This is a genomic window from Streptomyces sp. MS19 (assembly GCF_047200595.1).
In the GTDB taxonomy this organism is placed as follows: domain Bacteria; phylum Actinomycetota; class Actinomycetes; order Streptomycetales; family Streptomycetaceae; genus Streptomyces.
In genome coordinates, this window is record NZ_JBJZOH010000041.1 from 1 (window position 1) to 24,440 (window position 24,440).

The following is a 24,440-nucleotide window of genomic DNA, read 5'->3' on the forward strand; positions in this document are numbered from 1 at the left end:
GAGCCTCGGCGAGGCGCGCCGCACGGTCCACGCCCTCGGCCCCCGCGCCCTGGAGCACGACGCGCTGCACGAGGCGCTGGGCAAGACCGTCGCGGAGTGGTCGGAACGGACGGGCGTGCGGGCCGAGTTCACGGCCACCGGGACCGTGGAGCCGCTGCACGACGAGATCGAGGCGACGTTCCTGCGCATCGTCCAGGAGGCCCTGGCGAACGCGGCGCGGCACGCCGGCGCGGACCGCGTCGGCGTCACCCTCTCCTACATGGAGGACGAAGTGACCCTGGACGTGCGGGACGACGGCCGCGGCTTCGACCCGCTCACCGTCCCGGCGCGCGGCGCGGCGGGCGGCTTCGGGCTCGCCGGGATGCGGTCGCGCGCCGAACGCCTGGCGGGGACCGTGGACGTCGAGTCGGAGCCGGGGGGCGGCACGGCGGTGTCGGCGCGCGTGCCGCTGGTGCGCCATGGCTGACATGGCTGACATGGCTGAGCGGAAGATCACCCTCCTCCTCGCCGACGACCACCCCGTGGTGCGGGACGGGCTGCGCGGCATGTTCGAGTCGGCGCCGGACTTCACGGTGCTCGGCGAGGCGTCGGACGGCGTGCGGGCCGTGGAACTGGCCGGGCGGCTCGACCCCGACGTGGTGCTGATGGACCTGCGGATGCCGGGCGGCGGCGGGGTCGCGGCGATCGCCGAGCTGACCCGCAGGGGCGCGCGCTGCAAGGTCCTCGTCCTGACGACGTACGACACGGACTCCGACACGCTGCCCGCGATCGAGGCGGGCGCCACCGGCTACCTGCTGAAGGACGCGCCGCGCGACGAGCTGTTCGGGGCGGTGCGGGCGGCCGCCGAGGGCCGTACGGTCCTGTCCCCCGCCGTCGCGTCGCGGCTGGTCTCGCGGGTGCGCGCGCCGGGTCCCGACCGTACGCCGCTGAGCGCCAGGGAGCGCGAGGTCCTCGCGCTGGTCGCCAGGGGCACCGGGAACCGGGAGATCGCCCGCACGCTGTTCATCAGCGAGGCGACGGTGAAGACCCATCTCACGCACCTGTACGGCAAGCTGGGGGTCAACGACCGCGCGGCGGCGGTGGCGGCGGCGTACGAGCGGGGCATCCTCGGCGACGGGCGGCAGCGGCACTGACGCGTACGGACGCCCGGGGCGCGCCCGTTGGTACAGTCGGGGCGGGACGAGGGGGGCGCGGGTGATCCAACTGGCGGAGCTGATAGCGCAGTTGCGGCGCGAGCTGGCCGACGCGGTGGCGGCGGGCGACGGCGAGCCGCTGCGGTTCGAGCTGGGCAGCGTCGAGGTCGAGGCGACCGTGACGGTGGACCGCGAGGCGACGGCGGACGGCAGAGTCCGCTTCTGGGTGGTCGAGACGGGCGGCGGCGCCCGCGCGGCGCACGGCGAGACCCAGCGGATCACCCTCACACTGCAACCCCGCCTGCGCGAGCCGGACGGCGGGTACGGAAGCGCGCTGATCGCCGGTGACTCGCTCGACGGCGAGCGCTGACGGCGGCGGCGGGCACGGCCTGGCGGCCGCCCGCGTCGCCGAGGTCGTCGCCGTACGCGCCGGGGGCGGGTCGGCGCGGGGCTCCGGCTACCTGGTCGCGCCCGGCCGCGTCCTGACCGCCGCCCATGTCGTCCCGCCGGGCGCCACGACGGTCACGGTCCGCTTCGACGCCGATCTGCCCGGCGAGCGCGCGGCCGCCGCCACCGTCGCCTGGCGGCACGCGGGTCTCGACATCGCCGTCCTCGCCCATCCGCCGGACGCCGCCGAGTCCGGGCTCGCACCGGCCGTCCCTGGCCGCGTCGGGGACACGGACGCCGAAGTGCCGTTCTCCGCGCTGGGTTTCCCGCTGCTCGCCCTGCGGCGGGACGGCTCGGGCCGCCGCTACCGCGACGCGCACCAGCTCGCCGCCACGCTCCTGCCGCTGTCCAACCGGCGGGAGGGCACGTTCGACCTGGGTGCGCGGCCGGTCGCCCGCGACCTGTCCGGCGGTTCCGGCGGGTCGGCGTGGGAGGGGATGTCGGGCGCGCCGGTGTTCAGCCGGGGGCTGCTGATCGGCGTGGTCGTGGCGGCGCACCGGTCGCCGGACGAGGAACGGCTGACGGCGACGCGCGTGGACCGCTGGGCGGACCGGCTGCGCGAGGAGCCGGAACGGCTGGCCGCCCTCCAGGAGTTGCTGGGCGCGGACCTCGCGCCCTCGGCGCTGCCCGACGCCGCCGCGCGGACGGCCGCCATGCCCGGCGCCCTGGGCGATCCGCCGCCACCGCCCGCCGTGTTCGGCTTCCGCGACGCGGAACTGGCCACCGTACTGGACACGTTGCGCCCAGGACCTGGGCACGCGCTGGCGGTGACGGGACCAGCCGGTGTCGGCAAGACGTCGCTCACCGCGCAGGCGGCGCACGAGGCGCGGCGGGAGGGCTGGTTCCCCGGCGGCTTCCTCTACGCGGACCTGCGCGGGCACCGCCCCGAAGAACCGGGCGGCAACGGCCCGTTGACGGCCGAGGCCACCCTGCTCGCCCTGCTGCGCACCCTCCTGCCCGGCGGCGGCACCGGCGGCGGCTGGGAGGCGTACAACCTCAGCGGCCTGGCCGCCCTCTACCGCGACGCGCTGCGCGAGCGCGGCGACCGGCGCGGGCCCGTCCTCGTGCTGCTCGACAACGCGCCGCCCGGCTTCCCCGTACGGCTGTTCATGCCGGGCGACGGCCCGCACCGGCTGCTGCTCACCGCGCGGACGGCCCGCGCCTGGCCCGCCGCACTGCCCCTGCTGCGCCTCGGCCCGCTGACCCGCGACGCGTCACGCGCCCTGCTCACCGCGCTCCTGCGCGGCGCGCGCGTACCCCTCGACGGCATCACGGAGGACGACCTCGCGGAGATCGCGGCGGCCTGCGAGGACCTGCCGCTGCCGCTCGCCATGGCCGCCGGGCGGCTGCGCGACGACGCGGGGCACGGCGCCGGGCCGCTGCTCGCCGTGCTCAGGCAGCGCCGGGAGCGGCTGTCCGAGCTGGACATGCACCGGGTGTACGCGGCGACGTACGAGGCGCTGGACGCCGAAGCCGCCCGCCTGTTCCGCCTGTTGGCGCTGCACCCGGGCGGCGCCTTCGGCGGCTGGTCGGCCGCCGCGCTGCTGGGCGTGCCGGACGCGGGCGGCGTGCTGCGGCGGCTGCACCGGGCCGAGCTGCTGCAACGGGCGGACGGCGAGGGCCGGTTCCGGCTGCACGACCTGCTGCGCGCGTACGCCGACGAGCTGCTGGCGGACGGGTCCGAGGAGGAACGGGCGGCGGCGCTCGGCCGGTTGCTGACCCGCGCCGGGGAGCTGGCCGCGTCGGCGGACGCCGCCTGGCTGGCCCGGGAGGAGGACGCGCTGCTCGCGCTCACCGGAACGGCGGCCGAGACCGGCGCGTTCGCCCACGTCGAGACCCTCGGCCCGCCGCTCGCCGCCCACTTCCTGCGCCGCGCGCGGCACCGCGAGGCCATCCTCGTACGCCGCCACCTGATCACCGCCGCGCAGCACCGCCGCGACCGGCTGGCCGAGGCGGGACTGTTCGTGGAACTGGCCGGGCAGTACCTCGGTCTCGGCCACCCCGCGCACTCCCTCACCTGCCTGGACACCGCCATGGCGCTCTTCCGCCGCGCGGGCTCCTTCCCCCTGCACATCGCGGAAACGAACGGCGGCGTCGCCCTGCGGGCCGGGCGGTACGCCGACGCCGCGTTCTCCTACCGGTGGGCCGTGCGGGAGGCGACGCAGCGCCGGGACGACGCCAGGCTGGTGAGCGCGCTCATCGGCCTCGGCGACAGCCGGCGCGCGCTCGGGCGGCCGGGCGACGCGCTGGCGGCCTGGCTCCGCGCCGCCGCCGTCGCCGGACGGATCGGTGACACGGGCGGCTCGGCGGACGCGCTGGCCCGGCAGGCGCTGCACGCGTACGAGGCGGACGATCCCGCACGGGCCGAGCGCGCGGCGCGTGCCGCGCTCGGCCTGGCGCGGCGGGCGGGCGACGTACGCCGCACGGTGGAGGCGCTGACGGTGCTGGCCCTCGTACGGACGTCGTCGGGTGACGCGGAGGAGACCTGGCGCGTCGTGGACGAGGCGCTGTCTCTCGCCAGGACGCACCGCCTGCCGGCCGAACAGCCGGTCCTGCTGGAGTTGGGGGCCGGCTGGCTGGAGGCGTGGGGACGCGACGGCGAGGCCCGCGGACTGCGGGAGGAGCGCGAGAGGCTGCCGGCGGTGCCAGGCGAAGGGCTGCCCGGTCTGCCCGCGCCGCCGGAGCCGTCGCCGCCGGGGCTGGACCGGCGTTCGCTGGTCCGGGTCTTCCTCCTGCCGGGCCTGTGGATCGCGTGGACCCTCGGCGTGACGGCGCTGCTCGCCCTGACCGGGTACGCGGGCAGGGCCGTCGCGTGGGGCTGCTACCTCGTGGCGGTGAGCCTCCTGTGCTGGGACAACCACCGCTCGTGGCGCGCGGCGACCGGCGGGGAGAACCCGTGGCGGCGGCTGCCGGTCGCGGCCTGCGCCGTCGTGTCCCAGCTCGCGCTGCTCGTGGTGGACGGGGGGAATCCCCTGGTGGTGCCGCCTCTGCTGTGCTTCGGCGCGATCCCTTATGTGTGGTACTCCAACGTCGTGACTCCCTGGGGCCTCCGCGCCCGGCTGCGGCGGCTCCTGGGGCGTTGAGGGGCCGGGGCCGTCACAGGGCGCAGGCGACGGTGGCGGCGAGGAAGGCCACCTGGAGCACCGTGCGCAGCGGCAGGGGTGTCGCGGGGCGTCCGCCGAGCGTCAGGTGCTGACGGGCGGCGTGGACGTTCGCCGGGAAGAGCGCCGGCAGCAGCACGGCGAGCGCGACGGCGGCGTACGGCGCGAGGGGCGGGATCAGCAGTCCGGCGGCGCCCGCGAGTTCGAGCACGCCGGTGAGCGTCACCAGCAGTTCGGGGCGCGGCAGGGACGGCGGGACCATGGCCGCCATGTCGCGGCGCCACGACGGGAGGAAGTGCGGCACGCCGCCGGTGACGAACAGCAGCGCCACGCCGCCGCGCAGCGCGGGCTGCCAGGCGTCCAGCGCGTCCACGCCGGCGAGGCCCGCCAGCCGCAGCGCGGCGAAGCCGATCACCATGGCGAGGAACGGGATCATGGTCCCCCCACATCTTTTCATTGACTAGTTCGTGTGCCGCCACTGTGCCGCACGCGGCCGCATCCTGTCAATGACAAGTCCATCGATGACAAGATGGTGCGCACAGCGACCGACCCGGAATCCGGAGGTGGGGACGATCGGTCAGACGGGTTATCACCACGGCAACCTGCGCCGTACCGTCATGGACGCCGCGCTGCGGGCGATCGAGGAGTCGGGGCCGACCGGCTGGAGCCTGCGCGAACTGGCGCGCCGCGCGGGCGTCTCGCACGCCGCGCCCGCGCACCACTTCGGCGACAAGGCGGGCCTGCTCACCGCCGTCGCCGCCGAGGGGTACGCGGCGCTCGCGGACGAGCTGGAGCGGGCGGGCGACGACTTCGCCGAGGCGGGCATCGCCTATGTGCGCTTCGCGGTGACGCGCCGGGCGTACTGGGCGGTGATGTTCCGGCCGGAGCTGTACCGGGCGGACGACGCGGACCTGGTCGCGGCGCGGGCCCGTTCCCGCGCGGTGCTGGTCCGGGGCGCCCGGGACACCGCCGGGTCGCCGGAGCGGGAGCGGCCCGTGATGCTCGCCGCCTGGTCGCTCGCGCACGGCTTCGCTGCGCTGTGGCTGGACGGCGCGTTCCCCGAGGCGGCGGCGGGCGGCGACGGGGACGCCGAGGCGCTGGCGCGCGCCGTCCTCCGCACGGCCGCCGAGGGCATCGGCGCACCCCCGGCGGACTGACCGCACAGGGAACGGGCCCCCCGGCACCACCCACGAGAACCCCCGCCCCCCAGCGCCCCGTCACACGAGGCCACCAGGGGGACCCCCGCGCCGCCGCCCCGCCTCCGGGCCTTGAGTCCGGGCGGAGGTGGGGGCGTTCGTCACACCGGGGCGTGCCAGGTGTCCAACAACTCGGCAACCGCCGGGGTGTCCCGATGGGCCTCGAAGGCGCCGAGGGCGGCCGTGATCATGGCGTCCGTGCGCGGCGATGCCGTCTGAGCGGCCAGCTCGGCGGCGCGGCCGGCTGACGCCGCCGCCCCCTCGATCTCGCCCATGCCCAGCCGGGCGCCTGCCAGCCAGCAGTGCAGGAGGGACATCTCCCGGGCGTGCGTGTCGTCGTAGGGGGCGGTCAGTTCCTCGAACACGGCGGCGGAACGGTCGTGCCGGCCCAGCTCCGACCAGACGCGGCCCGTCATGATCATGGACTCGTCGCGGTTGATCCAGTAGACGGTGTCGGGCTCGTCGTCCGCCGCGTCGTCGCGTCGGTCGTGAGCCTCCTGGGCGGCGCCGAGCGCGCGGGCGGCGCCCTCGGCGTCCCCGACACGCGCGCTGGCCCAGGCGAGCCGGTCCGCCAGGACGACGCGAACCGCCGGGATCGCATCCCGGGCGCGCGCCATCGACGCGCGAGCCATCGCTACGCCCTCGGCGGGCGCCGTCGAAGAGGCGGTCAGGTACGACAGTTCGGACAGCGCGGTGGCGCCCAGGGTACGGTCACCCGCCTGGCCGGCGGCGTTCGCCGCGGCGAGAGCGAGGCGCCGCGCCTGGTCACCGCGGCCCGCGTCGAACGCCGTCCACGCGGCGAACTGGTACAGCTCCCCGAGGCCGCCGACCAGCTGCCGTCCGACGTCTTCGGTGTAGGCGCCCGACGCGGCCAGGGCCGCGAGGGCACCGATCTCCCGGACGGCCAACGGGTAGACGGCGGCGCCTCCGCTGTAGTCGTCCAGGCGCCGCAGATCCGCCAGCCGTGTCCGCGCGCGTTCGACGTCCGAACGCCCGAGGCGACGCCCCTTGGCCGTCGCGGGGGAGCTGGCGGCAACTCCGGCGAGGGTGGTGGCTGCGATGAACTGGCGGCGGTCCACAGGCATCTCCTCCGGGGGCTCGATCTGGTAGATACCCGCGAGCCGCGCGGGTTCACCACGGTAGCCGAGCAGGGTGATGCCGAGCACGCGCTCCAGGTGGGGGCGCCACATTGTGGGGCAGCGACGCCCGTTCTCCCAGCGGTAGACCTGATTCCGGCCGGGGCTGTCCGTGGCCGCGCGGCCTGCTGAGACGGCCAGACGGGCGGCGAGCCCGGCCTGCGTCAGTCCGCGCGCCAGGCGGGCGACCCGGATGCGTTCTGCGTCGGTCTCGGTCACGGCTTCCCCCCGCCGGTGATGGTGCTGGATGACAACTGGACGACAGTGGCCGACAGTCTGGCAGCTCGCGCCGCTGTGCGGTGAGTCGTTGACTTACCGTTACCCCTATCGAGGTCGGTGAGATCATGGCGAAGACCACCCCCCTGTCACTGCCCGACTGGCTGCCGCTCGACGGGCGCGTGCGCATAAGGCCGTTGGGCGAGCAGTTCGACGCGGTCCGCGTGCCGATGCTTCAAGGGCTGTACGTGCTGCCGCGCCTGGCGCTCACCGGCCTGTCGGGGCCTGTGGTCGAGGACCCGGTGCAGCGGTTGTTGCACTGGCTGGTCCCGGCCGGGGACGCGACGGCCCGCTGGTGGCCCCTCGGCGTCACCCCTCTCGGACGGGGGCACGTCCTCGCGATCCCGCCCGCCGACCGTGTCAGCGGCCCGTGGGACGCCGACGCGGGCAGCGAGGTGCGGTGGCTGGCCGTCCCGCCGACCGGGGACTGCCTCACCGACCCCGATGTCCTGTACCCGGCGCTGTGCCGGGTGTTCGGGGAGGCGCCGTGACCGACGACCGATACTGGCCGCCGGAACCCGCGCCGGTACGTGACCCGAACCCCGAGATCACCGTCATCACCGGCCTGGAGGGGCCGCTCCCGCGTCCCGTGTGGCACGCCGCCCCGGCCGCGGCGGACGACGAGATGCCGGCCGGGGGCGAGGGGTCGTGATCCCGCCGCCGCGGTGTATGTACTGCGAGGCGACCGCCGGGGAGCTGGTCGCTGTCGCCCGCACGCGGGTCGGCGACGGCCGCAGCGTGTGGACGTCGCACGCCTGCGCGCCCTGCCGGATCGGGGCCCGTCTCGTGCCGCTGGCCGCGCACCCTGCCGGCTCCGAGGGCGGGCTGCACTACTGGCCGCACGTCGTCCCGTTCGAACTCGTCGTGCGCCTGGCCGAGTTGGGCGACGGCACGGAGCTGCGGCCGATCTGCGACCAGCTGTTCCCGGCGATGGCGGCGGCGTCCTCGCGCGTGGTGGCGGAGCGGGACCGTGGCGCCGCCGTCGTGCAGGCACACGCGGCGGTCCTCGCCCTGTGGGCGGCGTCCGGGGCGGCGGCGGACGCGGAGGAGGAACGGTGACGGGCCCCCCGCAGCCGCCCGTTCTCCTGGCCGCGCGCCGGTTCCCCGGCGCTGGGCAGGGCAGACGCCCGACCGGCACGGGCTGTCCGCCGTCTGGCCGGTGACGGACGCGCTGATCACGGCCGGGCGGGCACAGGCGTAGGCGTCGTGGTGGATGTCCCCGCGCGCGGCGGACGACCGCGGCGTGGTCGTGCAGATCCTCCGCGCCCGCACGGACCGGCTGCCGAGTCTGCCGGACCCGATACCCGGTCTGGCCCACCTGCCGGGTGGGCTGTGCATGGGGGCGAGCGTCACCCCCGGCCCGGCCGGGCCGCCCTCCCGAGCCCCTGCCCGCACGCGCATCCCGTGGCGCGCGCGGGGGCAGCGCGCCGCCGCCGGCGTCACAGCAGGTCGCGGGGGACCTTCTCCGTCCAGGTCTGGGAGAAGACCCGGTGCGGGCCCTCGTACGCGTCGAGGGTCGCGTGCAGCAGGAAGTCCGTCTCCGAGCACTCCAGGACGGTCCGCGTCTCCGTGCGCGTCTCCCAGTCACCGCGCCGGAAGCCCATCGTCCACGCCGACTCGCCCCGCACCGAGCAGAAACGGTCCGCCACCGAGTCGTACCGCTCGTACGCCCGGCGCCGCACCTCCATCCCGTGCTCCTCGAAGCGCTGCACGCCCAGGTCCTTCACGATCTCCAGCGACGACCGGTAGTCCACCAGGTCACGCGACACCTCCCAGCGCTGCTCCCCCGGCTCCAGCAGCGTCGTCTCCAGCGGCCTCGCGCCCTCCGGCTCGCCGAACGGGCGCTCCCCCACGTTGTCCGGCTCCGCCGCCGGGCGGACCGGCAGGACGAGGCGGCCCCCGCGGTGCACCGTCATCAGGACCGGCTCGGGCGGCGGCCACGCCAGCGGCCAGTAGGACGTGGACAGCGACAGGCGTACGCGGTGGCCGGGCGGGAACGCCTGCGCCACCCCGTTCAGCCGCAGCCGGACGCGGTAGCGGCGGCCCGGCTCAAGCGGCTGGGGCGCGTCGTGGCTGTCGCGGCGGGTGAGGTTCAGCAGCCCGTAGGTGACGCGGGTGGCGCTGCCGTCCTCGGCGACGTCGGACAGGCGCGCCGCGATCATGGCGACCGGGCGGTTGACCGACACCTCAAGATCGACCGCCGGCGCCCCCAGGATCTCCAGGCGCTCCCCCAGCGGGTCGCTGTCGTGGACGATCGAGCCGCCGTCCTCCTCGCGCTGGTCGTACGGCAGGTCGGGCGGCGCGTTGTACGACGCCCACTTCCCGGCGAACTGGCCCACCGACAGCGGCGAGCGCACCGTCGGCTCCGGGTGCGCGCGCAGCGGTTCGTCGCCCGGGTCGCCGATGCGCGGGCCGAGCAGCGGGTAGGCCGTCTCCTCGATGTGCGGGGACGGCCAGGACGGCTCGCCGACCCACCGGCCGGGGCGTTCCTCGTACGCGGTGGAGGGCGGCACGCTCTCCTGCATCCAGGCGCGGAGCATCGGGCCGTCCATCACGCCGTTGTCGGCGTCCTTCAGCCAGTGGTCCCACCAGCGGACGACCTCCTGGAGGTAGCCGATGGCGGGGCCCGGCTCGCCCTGGTGCGGGAACTTGTGGGACCACGGGCCGATGAGGCCCTTGCGCGGCACGTCCAGGTGCTGGAGCAGGCGCGTGACGGCGTTGGAGTACCCGTCGGCCCAGCCGCTTGACGCGAGGACGGGGACCTGCACGGCGGCGTAGTCCTCGCAGACGGAGGCGTGGCGCCAGTAGGCGTCGCGGCGCTGGTGGCGCAGCCAGCGTTCGGCCCAGGGGCGGGCGGCGGAGAGGCGTTCGAACCACATGGGGCGCCACTCGTCGCCGACGACCTGCGGGTCGGGCGGGCAGGTGGCGTAGGCGAACATGGTGCCGGCCTCGGCGAGGTTGTCGGACAGCATGCAGCCGTTCATGTAGTGCATGTCGTCGGCGTACCGGTCGTCCGTGAACGACGCGATGGCGATGGCGCGCAGGCCGGGCGGGCGGCGCGCGGCGACCTGGAGCGCGCTGAAGGCGCCCCAGGACAGGCCCATCATGCCGGTGCGGCCGTCGCACCAGGGCTGGTGCGACAGCCAGGCGAGGATGTCCTCGGCGTCGGTCTGCTCGCGTTCCAGGTACTCGTCGCGCAGCACGCCCTCGGAGTCGCCGGTGCCGCGCAGGTCCACGCGGACGCAGGCGTAGCCGTGGCCGGCGATGTAGGGGTGGTGCACGGAGTCGCGGACGGAGGTGAGGTCGCGCTTGCGGTAGGGGATGTACTCCAGCACGGCCGGGACGGGCTCGGCGTCGGAGGAGACGGGGCGCCAGATCCGGGCGGACAGCCGGATGCCGTCCGAGGCGCGGACGGTGACGTGCTCCTCGCGCCGGATCTCGTACGGCAGGTCGTCCGTGACGCGCATCAGGCGGTGCCTCCCTCCGGGGCGCCGGGCGGCTCCTCGAACGCGAACGGCAGGGAGCGTACGCACTCCTCGTACTTCGCGATCAGCTCCGCCTCGGTGTCGGCGGCGGTGAAGATGTGGGCCAGTTCGTAGCTGTAGCTGTCCTGCTCGGGCAGTTCGGAGAGGCGGGCGCCGGCGGGCGGGGTGTGGTTCACGGCGGTGCCGGGGACGCGGCGGGCCAGTTCGGCGAGTTCGCCGTCGCTGGGGGCGCGGGTGACGATGCCGTCCTCGAAGCGGCGCAGGTACCACTTCGCGGCGAGCTTGTGGGGGCCCTCGCCGTGGGGCAGGCGGGGGTCGCGACCGAGGGCGAGGGCCAGCATCGCGTGGTGGTTGGGCGCGCCGTCGACGTAGGCGAACAGTTCCGCGTGCGACTGGGAGTGACGCGGATTGACCTCCAGGATATTGATCCTGTCCGTTTCCGGGTCGTAGAAGAACTCGATGCTGAACGTCGCGTGATCCATTCCGATCTGCTTGATCACGCGCCGCGAGATGTCCTCCAGCCGGTCCACGACGTCGCGCGGCAGCCGCGAGGGGTACTGGTGCCGCAGGAAGCACGGGCTGTCCTCGTACGTCAGCGAGTCGAGCGCCCCGTAGACCGTCACCTCGCCGTCGCGCACCCAGCCCTCCACGGCGACCTGCTCGCCGCGTATCGCCTCCTCCGCCAGGCAGGCCGCGCCGCCCGCCTCGGCGATCTCCGGCGGCAGGTCGAGCCGTTCCAGCACGAACTCGAAGGGGCGGCCCACGCGGCCGGCCCCGGCCCGTATCTCCGCCACCGCCGCGCGGAACTCGTCGCGGTCCTGCACGCCGAAGGCCAACTCCGACGAGTAGGCCGTCACGGGCTTCAGCCACATGGGGAAGCGCACGCCCTCCGGGGGCTCCGGGTCGTCCGCCGACAGGTCCACCAGGCCGAAGCGCGGGACGGCGTCTGTCACTTTTCGCTGCTCCAGACGCGTCCAGTATTTGTGCTCACATTTCACGATCGACTCCAGGCTGGTGCTGCGCAGCCCGTAGCGCCGGGCGAGGATCGGCACCAGCGTGGAGACCGGGAAGTCCCAGTAGCCGACGATCGCGTCCACCGTGCCGTCGAACGCGTCGAGCTGCCGTTCCGCCTCGCGCACGAGGGCCGGGAAGTCCACCTCGCCGTGTTGCAGCTCCTCGATCGTCAGCAGCGGGTGCAGCCGGTACGAGGACGCGTCGGGGACGTCCCGCAGCGCCGCCTCGTTCGCCTCGTCCATGCCGATGACGAAGACGTCCGCGACGCGGCCGTCGGCCGCCGTGGTCGTCGCGTCCGCCGTGTCCGTACGGGCCGCCTGGGTCACGCCGTCCTCCTCGGGTCCCCTGCCCGCCGGGTCGCGGGCACGGACCTTCCGGAGTACCCGCACCGGGACGGGACATGCCAGGCGTACCGGTCAGGCGCCTCCCGGGCCCGTGACCCGCCGTGAGCCGACCGCGCCGGTGGGTGTCATCGCGCCGTGCGCGCCCTGCGGCCAGCTGAGCTGGAGGATCGCGATGTCGTCGGTGTGCCGCCCGGCGTCCATGCGGCGCACGGTCGCCAGCAGCTCGTCGAGCCGCGCGTCGGAGTCGGCGGCGCGGGACGCCTCGATCAGCTGGATCAGGCCCTCGGCTCCGAGCCGCTCGCCGCTCGCGTCGCGGTGGCCCTCGATGAGGCCGTCCGTGTAGAGCAGCAGGGTGCCCTCGGGCGGCAGGTCGAACGTCGTCGGGTACCAGCGCTGGAGGCCCGGGACGATGCCGAGGGCGAGGCCGTGCTTGCCGGTGACCTCGCGTGTCCGCCGGCCGGCGCCCTCGCCCGTGAGCAGCAGCGGCTCGTGGTGACCGGCCAGGTACAGCGTGGCGCGGCGGGCGGCGGGGTCCACGGTGAGCAGCGTGCAGGTGGCGAACAGGTCGCCGCCGGTGCGCTCCGCGACCAGCATGCGTTCGAGGAGGTCGAGCAGGTCGATGCCGTCCGTCCCGGCGAGCGTGAGGGCCCGCCAGGTGATGCGCAGGCACACGCCGAGCGCCACCTGGTCGGGGCCGTGGCCGCTGACGTCGCCGATGACGGCGTGGATCAGGCCGTCGCCGGTCTCGACGACGTCCAGGAAGTCGCCGGACAGCAGCGCGCGCTCGCGGCCGGGGACGTAGCGGCTCAGCACGCCGACCGAGGGCGCCTCCAGCAGGGGCGTGGGGAGGAGACTGTGTTCGAGGCGGGCGTTCTCGGCGGCGAGGATGCGGTTCTCGCGCAGCTCGGCGTTGGCGCGCTCGGCCTGCTTGCGGTGGATGGCGTAGCGCAGGGCGCGGCGCAGCAGCTCCGCCTCGACCTTGCCCTTGACCAGGTAGTCCTGCGCGCCCGCGGCGACGGCCTCGGCGCCCGCGTCGGACTCGGCGAGGCCGGTGAGGACGATGACGGCCGTCCCCGGGCTGGTCTGCCGCAGGGACCTGACGGCGTCCACGCCGGACGCGTCGGGCAGGTGCAGGTCCAGCAGGACGCACTCGGGGGAGCCGCTCGGGCCGGGCGGGCGGCCGGGGCCGATGCGGCCGAGGGCTTCGGCGAGGGTCTTGCAGCGCCGCAGTTCGTGGGACAGGCCCGTGTCGAGCAGCATCTCCTCGACGAGGAGTGCGTCGCCGTCGTCGTCCTCGACGAGGAGCAGGCGCAAGGGGACGGCGCTCTCGGCCGGGGGGAGGGGGCTGCGCGGCGCGGGGGTGGTCATCTCAGCGGCACCTTTCCGGCGTCCGCGCCGTCCACGTCGTCCGTATCGGCCGTGCTGTCCTCCGCGCCGTCCGTGCGGGGCGCGTCCTCGGTGCCGTCCGCCGTGCCTTCGGCCGTGTCCGCCGTGTCCGCCGTGCCGGCCGTGTCCGTCGCGTCCGGTTCCGGCGGATCGTCGTGTCCGGGCGCGCCCGGCAGCGTGAACACGATCCGCGCGCCGCCGGTGTGCGCCTGGTCCACGGAGATGGTGCCGCCGAGGTACTCCACGATCTTCTTGCACATCGCCAGGCCGATGCCGCTGCCCGGGTAGGCGTCGCGGGTGTGGAGGCGCTGGAAGATCACGAAGACGCGCTCCGCGTACTCGGGCTCGATCCCGATGCCGTTGTCCGTGACGGACAGCCGCCACCGGTCGCCGTCGCGCTCCGCCCCGATGTGGATCCGGGGGGCGCGGTCGGGCGCGCGGAACTTCACGGCGTTCGTGATGAGGTTCTGGAACAGCATCACGAACTGGCTCGTGTCACCGGTGACGTGCGGCAGCGGGTCGTGCGTGACCTCGGCGCCGGACTCCTCCATCCCGACGCTGATCGCGTCGAGCACGGAGGCCAGCGTCTCGTTCAGGTCGATGGCGCGGGACTCGGTGTTCATCCGGCCGACGCGCGAGAACAGCAGCAAATCGTTGATGAGGACCTGCATCCGGTTGGCGCCGTCCACCGCGAAGCCGATGTACTGGTCCGCGCGCTCGTCCAGTTGCCCGCCGTAGCGGCGCTGGAGCAGTTGGCAGAAGCTCGCGACCTTGCGCAGCGGCTCCTGGAGGTCGTGGGAGGCGACGTACGCGAACTGCTCCAGCTCGTCGTTGGAGCGCCGCAGCTCCATCGCCTGCTCGTCGAGGCGCAGCCTGGCGCGCTCGGTGAACTCCAGCTCGTCGGCGAGACGGCGGCGCATGTCCTCCACGTCCTTGCCGAGCTGCTCCAGGTCGGCGGGCCCGGCGGGGGCGGGGATGGGGTGGTCGAAATCCCCCTCGGCGACCTGGCGGGCGTCCCGGGACAGCCGCTCCAGGGGGCGCGTGACGCTGCGCCGCATGGCGTCGAACGCCAGGACGGTCACGGTCAGGATCAGCAGGGCGATGGCGGCGAAGACGACGTTGCGGACGATCTCGGCGTCGTGCAGGTCCTCGCGGGCGGCGTCGCGGATGTCGGCCAGGTAGCGCTGCTGGTCGGCGACGGCGGCGCGCACGGCGTCGAACGCGACGTTGCCGCGTTCCGTGTAGTCGGCGGTGAGCCGGGCGAGGTCCTCGCGGGAAGCCGAGACGATGGGCTCGGCGAGCTGCTCGCGCCACTCGCCGACCCGCTGGAGCACGGCCGCCAGGTCGTCCTCGGCCGCCCCGTTCCCGGCGATGAGGCCACGCAGGCGTGCCGCGGCGGACTCCTCGTCCTCACGGCCCTGGCGGTAGGGGTCGAGGAAGTCGTCGCGGCCCGAGAGCGCGTAGCCCCGGATGCCGGTCTCCTGGTCGATCAGGGCGCGCTCCAGGCGTACCGCCTGCACCAGCGCGGGGGACGAGACCTCGGTCAGCTGCCGGGTCGAGTCGGAGGTGCGTACCAGGGCCCAGGTGCCGATGGCCCCGAGCACGGTGAAGACGGCCAGTGTGGTCGTCACTCCGACGAGCAGCCAGCGGCGTGTGGTCCACCGCGCTGACCGGTTTGCGGCAACGGCCTGCATGAGAGTCCTCCTGTCCCCCCACGACACTGCGCCGGTCCGGGGGTCTGGGATGACCTTCCGGTTCCGGCGCGCCCAGTCACGATACAGGGGGAACGCGGGACGGCGGTTGTCAGCCTGTGACCGGGAACCTTACGCTCGTACCCATGCCCGGTATCCGTTCCGCTTCACGTCGTCCCTCGGAGGACGGCGCGGTCGGCGCGGGTGCGATGATCAACGGGCCGGCACGCCAGGCACAGTCCCGGTGCGCGGTGGACAGGACGGCGGACCCCGGGGGCGCGGCAGCCCCCGCTGACGACGGCCACCACCCCGAGCCCGGTGTGTGCGTCCCCCGCGACCGGTGCGCATCCCGCCGCCGGCCCGCGCCACATCGACCCGTCAGCGACCGGAGTTGATTCGGAATGACCACCCCCATGGCAACCCCCGCCCCGCCCTACGACATCCTCCTCGTCGAGGACGACCCGGCCGACGCCATGCTCATCGAGGACGCGCTGCGCGAACGAGGCGCCACGCGGGCGCTCGCGCAGGTCGACGACGGCGTCGCGGCGCTGGACTACCTCCAGAACCCGGCCAATCCGCGGCCCGATCTGATCGTCCTCGATCTGAACATGCCGCGGATGAACGGGCGTGAGCTGCTGACCGTCCTCAAGCAGGAGGACGACCTGAAGATGATCCCGGTCGTGGTCCTCACCACGTCGGCCGCGCCGGACGACGTGTCGGCGGCGTACCGGCGGCACGCGAACGCGTATGTGACCAAGCCGGTCAACCTGGACGACTTCACCGACGCGGTGCGCAGCATCGACGCGTTCTACCTGGACATGGCGGCGAAGATCCCGCGCGACTGAGGCGGGCCCCCGCCCGTAGCCTGCCGCGTATGACCGTGATGACTGTATGGCGTTCGCCACACGCGGCATGGATGTGACACCGGCCACCCCGCGGCTCGACGCCGCGGCGGTGGCCGCTGCGTTCGGTCTGGGGGACGTGCGGGAGGCGCCCGTGCCCGTGCCCGGCGGGCGGTCGCACCCGCTGTGGCGGCTGCGGACCGGCGCGGGGGTGTGGGCGGTGAAGCGGCTGAACCGGCCGCGTGAGGCGTGGTGGGACGCGGAGTACGCGGTGGCGGCGGCGGTGCAGGAGAACGCGTTCCGCCACGGGATCGCGATGCCGCGGCCCGTGCCGCCGCTGCGTCCGGCGGCGCCGCTGCTGGCGGATCTGCCGGACGAGGACGGGGAGTTGCGCAGCTTCCTCGTGCACGCCTGGTGCGACGGCGCGCCGGTCCCCGAGGCGGGCGTGCCGCGGGCCGTACGGCGGTGGGCGGGGCGTACGCTCGCGGCGCTCCACGCGCTGCCCGCGCCCCCGGGGATCGGCGGCGCGCCGGTGCTGCGGCAGCCGCACGCGGTGGCGGAGTGGCGGGCGGCGCTGGACGGGGCGCCGGGGGACGTGCCGGACGGCTTCGTCGGGGCGGTGCGGCGGTTCCTGCCGGACGTGGCGCGGGCGGTCGGGCTGGTCGGCGCGGCGCTGGAACGGCCGGGGGCGGCGCCGGTGTTCACGCACGCCGATGTGAAGCCGGACAACGTGCTGGTGACGGCGGGCGGGCCCGTGCTGCTCGACTGGGACGGGGCGCGGGCCGACCTGGCGGCCTGGGAAGTGGTGCGGGCCGGGCTGGCGTTCGGGCGGACGGCGCGTGGGCCGGGGCGGGCGGGGTTCCTCGACGTGCTGGGCGCGTACCGGGAGGCGGGCGGGGCGCCGGTGGAGGCGGCGCCTGAGGCGTTCGCCGGGGAGGTGGACCGGCGGGTGGGCGGGGCGGCGTGGCTGCTGTGGCGCGCGTTGGGGCACCGGCCGGTGTCGGCGGCGGAGCGGGCCGCCTCGTACGGGCAAGTGCTGGAGTACCTGCTGGAGTTGCGGCGGGTGCTGCGGTCGGCGGAACGCTGGACGGGCTGGCTGGTGGACGCCCGCCCACCACCCCGAGCCCGCCGTGGAGGGCCGCCGGGTAGGCTGGCTGGCTCGGCACGTTGAAGGAGCGGGCATGAAGGTCCTGATCACAGGCGGCGCGGGGTACATCGGAAGCACGGTCGCGCAGGCCTGCCTGGACGCGGGCATCACCCCGGTCGTCCTGGACAGCCTGGTGACGGGCCGTCGCGAGTTCACGGCGGACCGCGCGTTCTACGAGGGCGACATCTCCGACGGCGCGCTGGTCGACCGGATCTTCGCCGAGCACCCGGACATCCACGCGGTCGTCCACTGCGCCGCGCTGATCGTCGTCCCCGAGTCGGTGGCGGACCCGGTGGGCTACTACCGGGCGAACGTCGTGAAGAGCCTCGACCTGGCGGGCCACCTCCTGCGCAACGGCTGCGACCGCCTCGTCTTCAGCTCCTCCGCCTCCATCTACCGCGCGAACGACGACCTGACCGTGGACGAGGACTCGGCGCTCGACCCGCAGAGCCCCTACGCGCGGACGAAGGCGGTGTGCGAGGGCATGTTCGCCGACATCGCCGCCACCCAGCCGCTGCGCGTCCTGTCCCTGCGCTACTTCAACCCCATCGGCGCCGACCCGGAGATGCGCACCGGCATCCAGCACCCGCGCCCCAGCCACGCGCTGGGCAGGATGATCCAGGCGGCGGAGGACGGCGTCCCGTTCGAGATCACCGGCACCGACTGGCCGACCAGGGACGGTTCCGGCATCCGCGACTACGTCCACGTCTGGGACCTCGCGACGGCGCACGTGGCGGCGCTGCGCTCCTTCGACGAGAACCTCACGGACGAGCGGCCCCACCTCGTCGTCAACCTGGGCACGGGCCGGGGCACCACCGTCCGCGAGCTGTTCGCCGCGTTCAACAGCCTGCTCGACACGCCCGTGGAGGCGGTGGAGGCGCCCGCGCGCCCCGGCGACGTGGCCGGCGCCTGGACCCGTACGGACCGGGCGCGCGACCTCCTCGGCTGGGAGGCGCGGTACTCGCTGACCGACGGCATCCGCCACTCGCTCCAGTGGGCCGCGCTGCGCGACAGCGTGCTGACACCGCGCTGACCCCGGCTGGCGGCCGCACCGGCCGGTGACGGCGCGCACGCGGCCGGATGCCGTCCGTGTGCATGTTCCCAGGCATGACCCTCCGACCGGGTGGGGTACACATCCCGGGTGTCACCACATCACTGTCGGTGACGAGGGGTTCACGAAGGGAACGGGTAACTGCCGTGGAGCTGACCGGTGAAGAGGGGGAGCTGAGCCCGGACGCGCGCCTCGGGCGGCGTATCAGGGGCTTCCGTACGGCGCGGGGACTCTCCCTGCGCGGGCTGTCCGCGGCGGTCACGGGCTACTCCCACAGCTACCTCGGACGGGTCGAGCTGGGGAAGCAGCCGGCGTCGGCGGCGCTCATCACCGCGCTCGACACCTATTTCGAGACGGACGGCGCGCTGGCCGAACTGCACGGCCTCGCGCAGGACGCGCTGATCGCCAGGTACAGCCGCAACTTCGTCCGCAAGGAACGGGACGCGGTGCGTATCCAGGTGTTCACCAGCAGCCTGATCCCGGGGCTGATGCAGACGAGGGAATACGCGACGGAACTGTTCAGGACCGGGCTGCTCGCGCCGTCGCAGCACCAGATCGAGGCCCGCGTGGAAGCGCGCATGGAACGGCAGCGGATCTTCGAGCGCCCCGACCCGCCGTACTACTGGGCCGTCATCGACGAGGCGTCGCTGCGGCGGCCGGCGCGCGACAAGGCGGTGATGCGGCGGCAGTTGGAGCACATCCTGCTGTTCGCGGCCAATCCCCGCGTGACCGTGCAGGTCCTGCCCTTCGACCAGGGTTTCCACCCGATGCTCGGCGGCAGTCTGACCCTGCTCACCTCCAAGGACGGCCGGACCGACGCGCTGGTCGAGAGTTTCAATTCGGGCGACGAAGGAGAAACACCGGAGCGGGTCATCAGCCTCGCGCAGCGATTCGACACGGCCAGGTCCCTGGCGTCACCGGTACACGAGTCTCTCGAACTGATCCGCACATACCTGAAAGAGTTCAGCGATGACAGTTGATCGTGCCGCGCCCGCGGAATTCGGCGGCGACTGGCGCAAGTCGAGCCACAGCGGTTCGGAGAACGGCGATTGCGTCGAGTTGGCTTTCGGCTTTCCCGGGGCGGCCCCGGTCCGGGATTCCAAGAATCCCGCGGCCGCCCCTGTGGTGTTCACCTCGTCCGCATGGCGGGAATTCATCGGCGCCCTCAAGGAATACGGCGCCTGCTGAGATCGGGTACGCGCGTCCTTTGCCGTCACCTGCCTGTCAACCGGTGGTCGGTGGACAGGCAGGGCCCCGGGCCGGAGCGGGATCAGGTCCAGACGGTGGCGATGAAGACGTTGGCGACCGTCAGCGCGCCCACCATGCCGAACAGCCCGTTGGAGACCTTCTCGTCGTCCCGCTTGAGGTAGACGGGCACGAGGATCACGACCAGGACGGCCAGCTTGACACCGATCTTGACGTGGTTGACGGACTGGTCGTCCGCCTCGTTGAGCCCGACGAGCGCCACGCCCGTCACCAGCATGGTGAGGGCGCCGTGCAGCATCGCGGGCGTCATCCGGGCGCCACCCGTGCGCAGGGCCTTCATCTGCGTCAGGAACCCGCCGAGCAGCGCGGCGATCCCGATGATGTGGAAGGCGACCAGGATGTTGATGAGGACGTCCATGGGGCACGAGCTTAGTGACGGGGAAATCCGGCGCTGTTGGGGGGTACGCGGGGGTTGACGGGTCCCTGCCATGCCCACAGGATGCTTTGGGAGCGCTCCCACACCCACCGTCCGCCCTGCCGAAGAAGGATCGAGCCGTGACACCACGTCCTTCCCGCTCCGCGCACGCCCACCCCCCTCGCTCCCGACCCCGTTCCCGTTCCCGCCTGCTGGGCGTCGTCCTCAGCACGGGCCTCGCCGCCGGGGCCCTCGCCGTCCCGGCGCTCGCCACCCCGGCCGCCGCCGAGGGCCCTGAGCTGATCGACAACGGCGACTTCTCCGACGGCACCGACCCCTGGTGGTGGACCGAGGGCAGCCCCGGCACCGTCGTGGACGGACGGCTGTGCGTGGACGTCCCGGCGGGCACCGCCAACCCCTGGGACGCCATCCTCGGCCAGGACGGCCTGCCGCTGACCGCCGGCGAGAGCTACGAGCTGTCGTACACCGCCTCCTCGACCGCGCCCATCACCATCAGGACGAACGTCCAGCTGGCCGTTGACCCGTGGACGACCGAGCTGGCCTCGCCCGACCAGATCGGCACCGCCCCGGAGACCGTCTCCCACACGTTCACCGCGAGCGCCGACAACACCGCCGCGCAGCTGGCCTTCCAGATCGGCGGCAGCGCGGGCGCGTACACCTTCTGCGTGGACGACGTGTCGCTGACCGGCGGCGCGGAACCGCCGGTGTACGAGCCGGACACCGGCTCGCCGGTGCGCGTCAACCAGGTCGGCTACCTCACGACCGGCCCGAAACAGGGCACGTTCGTCACCGAGGCGACCGCCGCCCAGGGCTGGTCGCTGCGCGACGCGGACGGCACCCAGGTCGCCACCGGCACGACCACCCCGCGCGGCGTGGACCCGATCTCCGAGCAGAACGTCCACACGTTCGACTTCAGCTCGGTCACTGAAGCCGGTGACGGCTACACCGTGGTGATCGGCGACGCGGTGAGCGAGCCGTTCTCCCTCGGCGACGGCCTCTACGACGGCCTGCGCGACGACGCCCTCGCGTTCTTCTACCACCAGCGCAGCGGCATCGCGATCGACGCCGCCCTCGTCGGCCAGGAGTACGCGCGCCCCGCCGGGCACGCCAACGTCGCGCCGAACCAGGGCGACGACAACGTGCCCTGCCAGCCCGGCGTCTGCGACTACCGCCTCGACGCGGCGGGCGGCTGGTACGACGCGGGCGACCACGGCAAGTACGTGGTCAACGGCGGCATCTCCGTCGCGCAGCTGCTCTCCGCCTTCGAACGCGACGGCGCCGAGCTGGGCGACAGCTCCCTCGCCGTCCCCGAGCGCGGCAACGGCGTCCCCGACCTGCTGGACGAGGCGCGCTGGGAGCTGGACTTCCTGACCGCCATGCAGGTGCCCGCCGGTGAGGAACTGGCTGGGATGGCGCACCACAAGCTGCACGACCGGCAGTGGACCGCGCTGCCGACGCGCCCCGACCAGGACACCCAGCTCCGCGAGCTGCACCCGCCGTCCACGGCGGCGACGCTGAACCTGGCGGCGGCGGCCGCGCAGGGCGCCCGCCTGTTCGAGCCGTACGACGCGGCGTACGCGGCCGAGCTGCTCGACGCGGCGGAGACGGCCTGGGACGCGGCGGTGGCCCACCCGGCGGTCTACGCGGACCCGAACGACGGGACGGGCGGCGGCGCCTACAGCGACAACGACGTGTCGGACGAGTTCTTCTGGGCCGCGGCCGAACTGTTCATCACGACCGGCGGCGCCGACTACCGCCAGGCGGTGACGGGTTCGGAGCTGTGGGGCGACGGCGACGCGCTGTTCCCGTCCGGCGGCTTCTCGTGGGGCTCGACGGCGGCGCTCGGCGCGCTCGACCTGGCGACGGTCGACAACGGCCTGTCGGCGTCCGAACTGGCCTCCGTCCGCTCGGCGGTGACCGGCGCGGCCGACGGCTTCGCGGACTCGGCGCAGGGCGCGGCGTACGGTCTGCCGCTCGCGCCCGAGGACGACTTCGTGTGGGGCTCCAACAGCCAGGTGCTGAACAACGTCGTGGTCCTCGCGACGGCGTACGACCTGACGGAGGACGCCGCTTACCGCGACGCGGCGCTGACCGGCCTGGACTACATCCTGGGCCGCAACCCGCTCAACCTCTCGTACGTGACCGGCTACGGCGAGCGCGACGTCGAGAACCAGCACCACCGCTTCTGGGCCAACCAGCTGAACGCGTCGCTGCCGCACCCGCCCGCCGGGTCCCTGGCCGGCGGCCCGAACAGCGCGCTCCAGGACCCGGTCGCCGAGGACCTGCTCCAGGGCTGCGCCCCGGCGATGTGCTACGTCGACCACATCGAGTCGTACGCGACGAACGAGGTCACGATCAACTGGAACGCGCCGCTGGCCTGGGCCGCCGCCTGGGCGGACAGCGTCGCGGGCGACGGCGGGGAGGGTCCTGGCGACCCGGGCGACCCGGGCGACCCGGGCGACCCGGCCGGGTGCGAGGTGTCGTACGTCACCAACCGCTGGCAGGGCGGCTTCTCGACGCAGGTGACGGTCGCCAACACCGGTGCCTCGGCGGTCAGTCCGTGGGAGCTGCGCTGGTCCTTCGCGGACGCGCAGCGGATCACCCAGCACTGGAACTCGGCCGTCACCCAGGACGGGCGTGACGTGACGGCGCGCCCGGTGGCGTGGAACGGGTCGATCCCGCCCGGCGGTTCGGTGAACTTCGGGTTCAACGGAACGGTCACGGGCGCGGCGGCGGACCCGACCGCGTTCACCCTCAACGGTGAGGCGTGCGACGTCGGCTGACGTCGCGCGGGCAGAACGGTCCGGGCCTCGGGGGGACTTCCCCCGGGGCCCGGTCGCGTTTCAGACGTCGGGGCTGAAGTCGTCGCGGCCGAGCAGCGCCATGGCGGTGCGCTGCACGGAGCGGGTGAAGCGGCGCGGGTCGCCTGGCGGGGTGATGTGGCGGATCAGGGCGCCGTCGAAGACCGCGAGCAGGGTGTGGGCGAGGAACGCGGCGTCGAGGTCGGGGCGTTCGTCGGCGAACAACGCGGCGAGGTGGCCGTGCCAGAGCCGGTAGCTGGGGTCGTCGTAGCGCTCGTCGGCGCAGGCGGCGTCGTGGGCGGACAGGAGCGCGGCGTTGCCCTCGGCGATGGCGCCGAGCCGGTCGAGGAACGCGAGCATCCGCTCGGGGGCGGGCGCGCCGGGGCCGAGGGGCGGGGGGCCGTCGGCGATGGCGGCGCGCAGGGCGCTGGACCGTTCCTCCAGGAGCGCCTGGAGGAGTCCGGCGCGGCTGCCGAAGCGGCGGAAGACGGTGCCCTTGCCGACTCCGGCGAGCGCGGCGACGCGGTCGAGGGAGACGTGGTCGCCGCCGCCCTCGGCGAGGAGCTGCTCGGCGGCGCGGAGGACGGCGCCGCGGTTGCGGGCGGCGTCGGCGCGCTCGGGGCGCTCGGGGCGCTCGGGGCGCTGTCCGGGCATCGCGCCTCCCCTCGGGACTGGACGGACTGACGGTCCGGATACTACCGTGCAGCATCCGGACCGCCGGTCCGTATATCTTGCGAGGAGACACCCGATGGACATACGCGCGCTCGTCGTCGATCCCGCCGCCCCCGGCTCCCTGCGCCTGGGCACGGTGCCGGAACCGCGGCCCGAGCGGCACCAACTGCTGCTGGACGTCCGGCACATCTCGCTCAACCGCGGCGAGGTGGCGTTCGCCGGACAGCGCCCGGCCGGGACGGTGCACGGGTACGACGCGGCCGGTGTCGTCGTCCGGGCGGCGGCGGACGGCAGCGGCCCGGCGGTGGGCGCGCGGGTCGCGGCCTTCGGCGAGGCGGCGTGGGCGCAGCGGATGGCCGTGGACACGGGCGCGGTGGCCGAGGTGCCGGCGGGGGTCGGGCTGGCGGACGCCGCCGCGCTGCCGATGGCGGGGCTCACCGCGCTGCGGACGCTGCGTTCGCGGCCGATCCTGGGCAGCCGCGTGCTGGTCACGGGCGCGGCGGGGGGCGTGGGGCGGTACGCGGTGCAGCTGGCGGCGCTGGGCGGGGCGCACGTGATCGCGTCGGTGGGGTCGGCGGCGCGGGGCGAGGGGCTTGCCGCGCTGGGGGCGGACGAAGTGGTGGTCGGCCTGGACGGCGTGGACCGGCCGGTGGATCTCGTCCTGGACACGGTGGGCGGGGCGCAGCTGGTGGCGGCCTGGTCGCTGCTCGCGCCGGGGGGCGGCGTCCAGCACATCGGCTGGGCGTCGGACGAACCGGCGGTGTTCCCGCCGCACTCGCTGTTCTCGCCGGGGCCGGCCAAGACCCTGGCGTCGTTCGGTGACACGCGGGAGGTGGGGCCGGACCTGGCGGTGCTGCTCGGCTTCGTGGCGTCGGGCCGCCTGTCGGCGGAGGTGGACCGCCGCGCGGGCTGGGCCGATGTCGCCGACGCGGCCAGAGCCCTGCTCGACCGCCGCGTAGCGGGCAAGGTCGTCCTCGACGTGGAGCCGCCGGCCGCTTCCTGACGAGCGCCGGGATTCACCCGCACGAGCGATACCGGACCGACTACGGAGAGCTTACGGTGAATCCATGAACGGC

The 24,440-nt window shown here is 74.5% G+C and carries 23 protein-coding genes; 15 read left to right on the forward strand and 8 right to left on the reverse strand.

Translation table 11 applies throughout. The features are described 5' to 3' along the window. From ACL02R_RS25950 to ACL02R_RS25965, 4 genes are all read left to right on the forward strand, one after another. Positions 1 to 466 (forward strand): sensor histidine kinase (locus ACL02R_RS25950; protein ID WP_412799393.1); only part of this gene is annotated, 466 nt, incomplete at its 5' end. A 10-nt stretch (positions 467 to 476) separates the two neighbouring features. Continuing rightward, positions 477 to 1,133 carry a response regulator gene (locus ACL02R_RS25955; protein WP_412799394.1) on the forward strand — a complete coding sequence of 219 codons (657 nt, stop codon included), beginning with the start codon at positions 477 to 479 and terminating at the stop codon, positions 1,131 to 1,133. A gap of 61 nt (positions 1,134 to 1,194) precedes the next feature. Next, positions 1,195 to 1,503 carry a trypco2 family protein gene (locus tag ACL02R_RS25960; protein WP_412799395.1) on the forward strand — a complete coding sequence of 103 codons (309 nt, stop codon included), beginning with the start codon at positions 1,195 to 1,197 and terminating at the stop codon, positions 1,501 to 1,503. Continuing rightward, on the forward strand, positions 1,478 to 4,663 hold the full coding sequence (locus ACL02R_RS25965) for a trypsin-like peptidase domain-containing protein (protein WP_412799396.1): 3,186 nt from the start codon (positions 1,478 to 1,480) through the stop codon (positions 4,661 to 4,663). The genes ACL02R_RS25960 and ACL02R_RS25965 overlap by 26 nt, the downstream gene beginning before the upstream one ends. 13 nt (positions 4,664 to 4,676) lie before the next feature. Here the strand turns inward: ACL02R_RS25965 and ACL02R_RS25970 are convergent, their stop codons facing one another. Beyond that, positions 4,677 to 5,117 carry a DoxX family membrane protein gene (locus ACL02R_RS25970; RefSeq protein WP_412799397.1) on the reverse strand — a complete coding sequence of 147 codons (441 nt, stop codon included), beginning with the start codon at positions 5,115 to 5,117 and terminating at the stop codon, positions 4,677 to 4,679. A 127-nt stretch (positions 5,118 to 5,244) separates the two neighbouring features. Here ACL02R_RS25970 and ACL02R_RS25975 point away from each other — a divergent pair, with 127 nt between their 5' ends. Continuing rightward, positions 5,245 to 5,838, forward strand: coding sequence for a TetR/AcrR family transcriptional regulator (locus ACL02R_RS25975; protein WP_412799398.1), 594 nt, complete (start codon positions 5,245 to 5,247; stop codon positions 5,836 to 5,838). Between the two features lie 140 nt (positions 5,839 to 5,978). Here the strand turns inward: ACL02R_RS25975 and ACL02R_RS25980 are convergent, their stop codons facing one another. Next, entirely contained in the window at positions 5,979 to 7,232 is a 1,254-nt protein-coding gene (locus tag ACL02R_RS25980; RefSeq protein WP_412799399.1) for a helix-turn-helix transcriptional regulator, read from the reverse strand. A 125-nt stretch (positions 7,233 to 7,357) separates the two neighbouring features. Here ACL02R_RS25980 and ACL02R_RS25985 point away from each other — a divergent pair, with 125 nt between their 5' ends. Genes ACL02R_RS25985 through ACL02R_RS25995 form a run of 3 tightly spaced genes read left to right on the forward strand, consistent with a single transcriptional unit; the run spans position 7,358 to position 8,348 of the window. Further along, positions 7,358 to 7,780, forward strand: a complete 423-nt coding sequence (locus tag ACL02R_RS25985; RefSeq protein ID WP_412799400.1) for a hypothetical protein — start codon at positions 7,358 to 7,360, stop codon at positions 7,778 to 7,780. Then, positions 7,777 to 7,941, forward strand: a complete 165-nt coding sequence (locus ACL02R_RS25990) for a hypothetical protein (RefSeq protein ID WP_412799401.1) — start codon at positions 7,777 to 7,779, stop codon at positions 7,939 to 7,941. Before ACL02R_RS25985 ends, ACL02R_RS25990 begins: the two co-directional genes overlap by 4 nt. Next, positions 7,938 to 8,348, forward strand: a complete 411-nt coding sequence (locus ACL02R_RS25995) for a hypothetical protein (protein WP_412799402.1) — start codon at positions 7,938 to 7,940, stop codon at positions 8,346 to 8,348. The genes ACL02R_RS25990 and ACL02R_RS25995 overlap by 4 nt, the downstream gene beginning before the upstream one ends. A 380-nt stretch (positions 8,349 to 8,728) precedes the next feature. Here the strand turns inward: ACL02R_RS25995 and ACL02R_RS26000 are convergent, their stop codons facing one another. The 4 genes from ACL02R_RS26000 to ACL02R_RS26015 form a co-directional block, all read right to left on the reverse strand. Then, positions 8,729 to 10,756, reverse strand: coding sequence for a CocE/NonD family hydrolase (locus tag ACL02R_RS26000; protein ID WP_412799403.1), 2,028 nt, complete (start codon positions 10,754 to 10,756; stop codon positions 8,729 to 8,731). After that, positions 10,756 to 12,030, reverse strand: coding sequence for an ATP-grasp domain-containing protein (locus tag ACL02R_RS26005; RefSeq protein WP_412799428.1), 1,275 nt, complete (start codon positions 12,028 to 12,030; stop codon positions 10,756 to 10,758). Before ACL02R_RS26005 ends, ACL02R_RS26000 begins: the two co-directional genes overlap by 1 nt. 174 nt (positions 12,031 to 12,204) lie before the next feature. Beyond that, entirely contained in the window at positions 12,205 to 13,500 is a 1,296-nt protein-coding gene (locus ACL02R_RS26010; RefSeq protein ID WP_412799404.1) for a PP2C family protein-serine/threonine phosphatase, read from the reverse strand. Continuing rightward, positions 13,497 to 15,149 carry a sensor histidine kinase gene (locus ACL02R_RS26015; RefSeq protein WP_412799405.1) on the reverse strand — a complete coding sequence of 551 codons (1,653 nt, stop codon included), beginning with the start codon at positions 15,147 to 15,149 and terminating at the stop codon, positions 13,497 to 13,499. Before ACL02R_RS26015 ends, ACL02R_RS26010 begins: the two co-directional genes overlap by 4 nt. 473 nt (positions 15,150 to 15,622) lie before the next feature. On the opposite strand from ACL02R_RS26015, the gene ACL02R_RS26020 reads away from it, so the two are divergent. From ACL02R_RS26020 to ACL02R_RS26040, 5 genes are all read left to right on the forward strand, one after another. Beyond that, positions 15,623 to 16,054: a response regulator gene (locus ACL02R_RS26020; RefSeq protein WP_362964199.1), complete on the forward strand. Its 432-nt coding sequence runs from the start codon at positions 15,623 to 15,625 to the stop codon at positions 16,052 to 16,054. 46 nt (positions 16,055 to 16,100) lie between these two features. After that, positions 16,101 to 17,222, forward strand: a complete 1,122-nt coding sequence (locus ACL02R_RS26025) for a phosphotransferase family protein (protein ID WP_412799406.1) — start codon at positions 16,101 to 16,103, stop codon at positions 17,220 to 17,222. A gap of 10 nt (positions 17,223 to 17,232) precedes the next feature. Further along, positions 17,233 to 18,231 (forward strand): UDP-glucose 4-epimerase GalE, encoded by a 999-nt coding sequence (gene galE, locus ACL02R_RS26030; RefSeq protein WP_412799407.1) that lies wholly within the window; start codon positions 17,233 to 17,235, stop codon positions 18,229 to 18,231. A 164-nt stretch (positions 18,232 to 18,395) separates the two neighbouring features. After that, positions 18,396 to 19,229: a helix-turn-helix domain-containing protein gene (locus tag ACL02R_RS26035; RefSeq protein WP_412799408.1), complete on the forward strand. Its 834-nt coding sequence runs from the start codon at positions 18,396 to 18,398 to the stop codon at positions 19,227 to 19,229. After that, positions 19,219 to 19,437, forward strand: a complete 219-nt coding sequence (locus tag ACL02R_RS26040; protein ID WP_412799409.1) for a DUF397 domain-containing protein — start codon at positions 19,219 to 19,221, stop codon at positions 19,435 to 19,437. Before ACL02R_RS26035 ends, ACL02R_RS26040 begins: the two co-directional genes overlap by 11 nt. Positions 19,438 to 19,519: 82 nt before the next feature. Here the strand turns inward: ACL02R_RS26040 and ACL02R_RS26045 are convergent, their stop codons facing one another. Then, entirely contained in the window at positions 19,520 to 19,873 is a 354-nt protein-coding gene (locus ACL02R_RS26045) for a hypothetical protein (RefSeq protein ID WP_412799410.1), read from the reverse strand. A gap of 206 nt (positions 19,874 to 20,079) precedes the next feature. Here ACL02R_RS26045 and ACL02R_RS26050 point away from each other — a divergent pair, with 206 nt between their 5' ends. Beyond that, positions 20,080 to 22,674 carry a glycoside hydrolase family 9 protein gene (locus ACL02R_RS26050; RefSeq protein ID WP_412799429.1) on the forward strand — a complete coding sequence of 865 codons (2,595 nt, stop codon included), beginning with the start codon at positions 20,080 to 20,082 and terminating at the stop codon, positions 22,672 to 22,674. Positions 22,675 to 22,734: 60 nt separating this feature from the next. Here the strand turns inward: ACL02R_RS26050 and ACL02R_RS26055 are convergent, their stop codons facing one another. Then, the gene (locus ACL02R_RS26055; RefSeq protein ID WP_412799411.1) at positions 22,735 to 23,346 is read right to left on the reverse strand and encodes a TetR/AcrR family transcriptional regulator; all 612 of its coding nucleotides are present in this window, start codon (positions 23,344 to 23,346) and stop codon (positions 22,735 to 22,737) included. Between the two features lie 100 nt (positions 23,347 to 23,446). Here ACL02R_RS26055 and ACL02R_RS26060 point away from each other — a divergent pair, with 100 nt between their 5' ends. Next, a complete protein-coding gene (locus tag ACL02R_RS26060; protein WP_412799430.1) occupies positions 23,447 to 24,367 on the forward strand; it encodes a zinc-binding dehydrogenase in 921 nt (306 codons plus the stop codon). The last annotated feature ends 73 nt before the right edge of the window (positions 24,368 to 24,440 follow it).

Bases quoted from the DNA above. Each gene is read 5' to 3' on its own strand.
- ACL02R_RS25955 (WP_412799394.1), top strand. From the start codon at position 477: ATGGCTGAGCGGAAGATCACCCTCCTCCTCGCCGACGACCACCCCGTG.
- ACL02R_RS25970 (WP_412799397.1), bottom strand. From the start codon at position 5,117: ATGATCCCGTTCCTCGCCATGGTGATCGGCTTCGCCGCGCTGCGGCTG.
- ACL02R_RS25985 (WP_412799400.1), top strand. From the start codon at position 7,358: ATGGCGAAGACCACCCCCCTGTCACTGCCCGACTGGCTGCCGCTCGAC.
- ACL02R_RS26000 (WP_412799403.1), bottom strand. From the start codon at position 10,756: ATGCGCGTCACGGACGACCTGCCGTACGAGATCCGGCGCGAGGAGCAC.
- ACL02R_RS26005 (WP_412799428.1), bottom strand. From the start codon at position 12,030: ATGGACGAGGCGAACGAGGCGGCGCTGCGGGACGTCCCCGACGCGTCC.
- ACL02R_RS26010 (WP_412799404.1), bottom strand. From the start codon at position 13,500: ATGACCACCCCCGCGCCGCGCAGCCCCCTCCCCCCGGCCGAGAGCGCC.
- ACL02R_RS26020 (WP_362964199.1), top strand. From the start codon at position 15,623: ATGGCAACCCCCGCCCCGCCCTACGACATCCTCCTCGTCGAGGACGAC.
- ACL02R_RS26025 (WP_412799406.1), top strand. From the start codon at position 16,101: ATGGCGTTCGCCACACGCGGCATGGATGTGACACCGGCCACCCCGCGG.
- galE (WP_412799407.1), top strand. From the start codon at position 17,233: ATGAAGGTCCTGATCACAGGCGGCGCGGGGTACATCGGAAGCACGGTC.
- ACL02R_RS26040 (WP_412799409.1), top strand. From the start codon at position 19,219: ATGACAGTTGATCGTGCCGCGCCCGCGGAATTCGGCGGCGACTGGCGC.
- ACL02R_RS26045 (WP_412799410.1), bottom strand. From the start codon at position 19,873: ATGGACGTCCTCATCAACATCCTGGTCGCCTTCCACATCATCGGGATC.
- ACL02R_RS26055 (WP_412799411.1), bottom strand. From the start codon at position 23,346: ATGCCCGGACAGCGCCCCGAGCGCCCCGAGCGCCCCGAGCGCGCCGAC.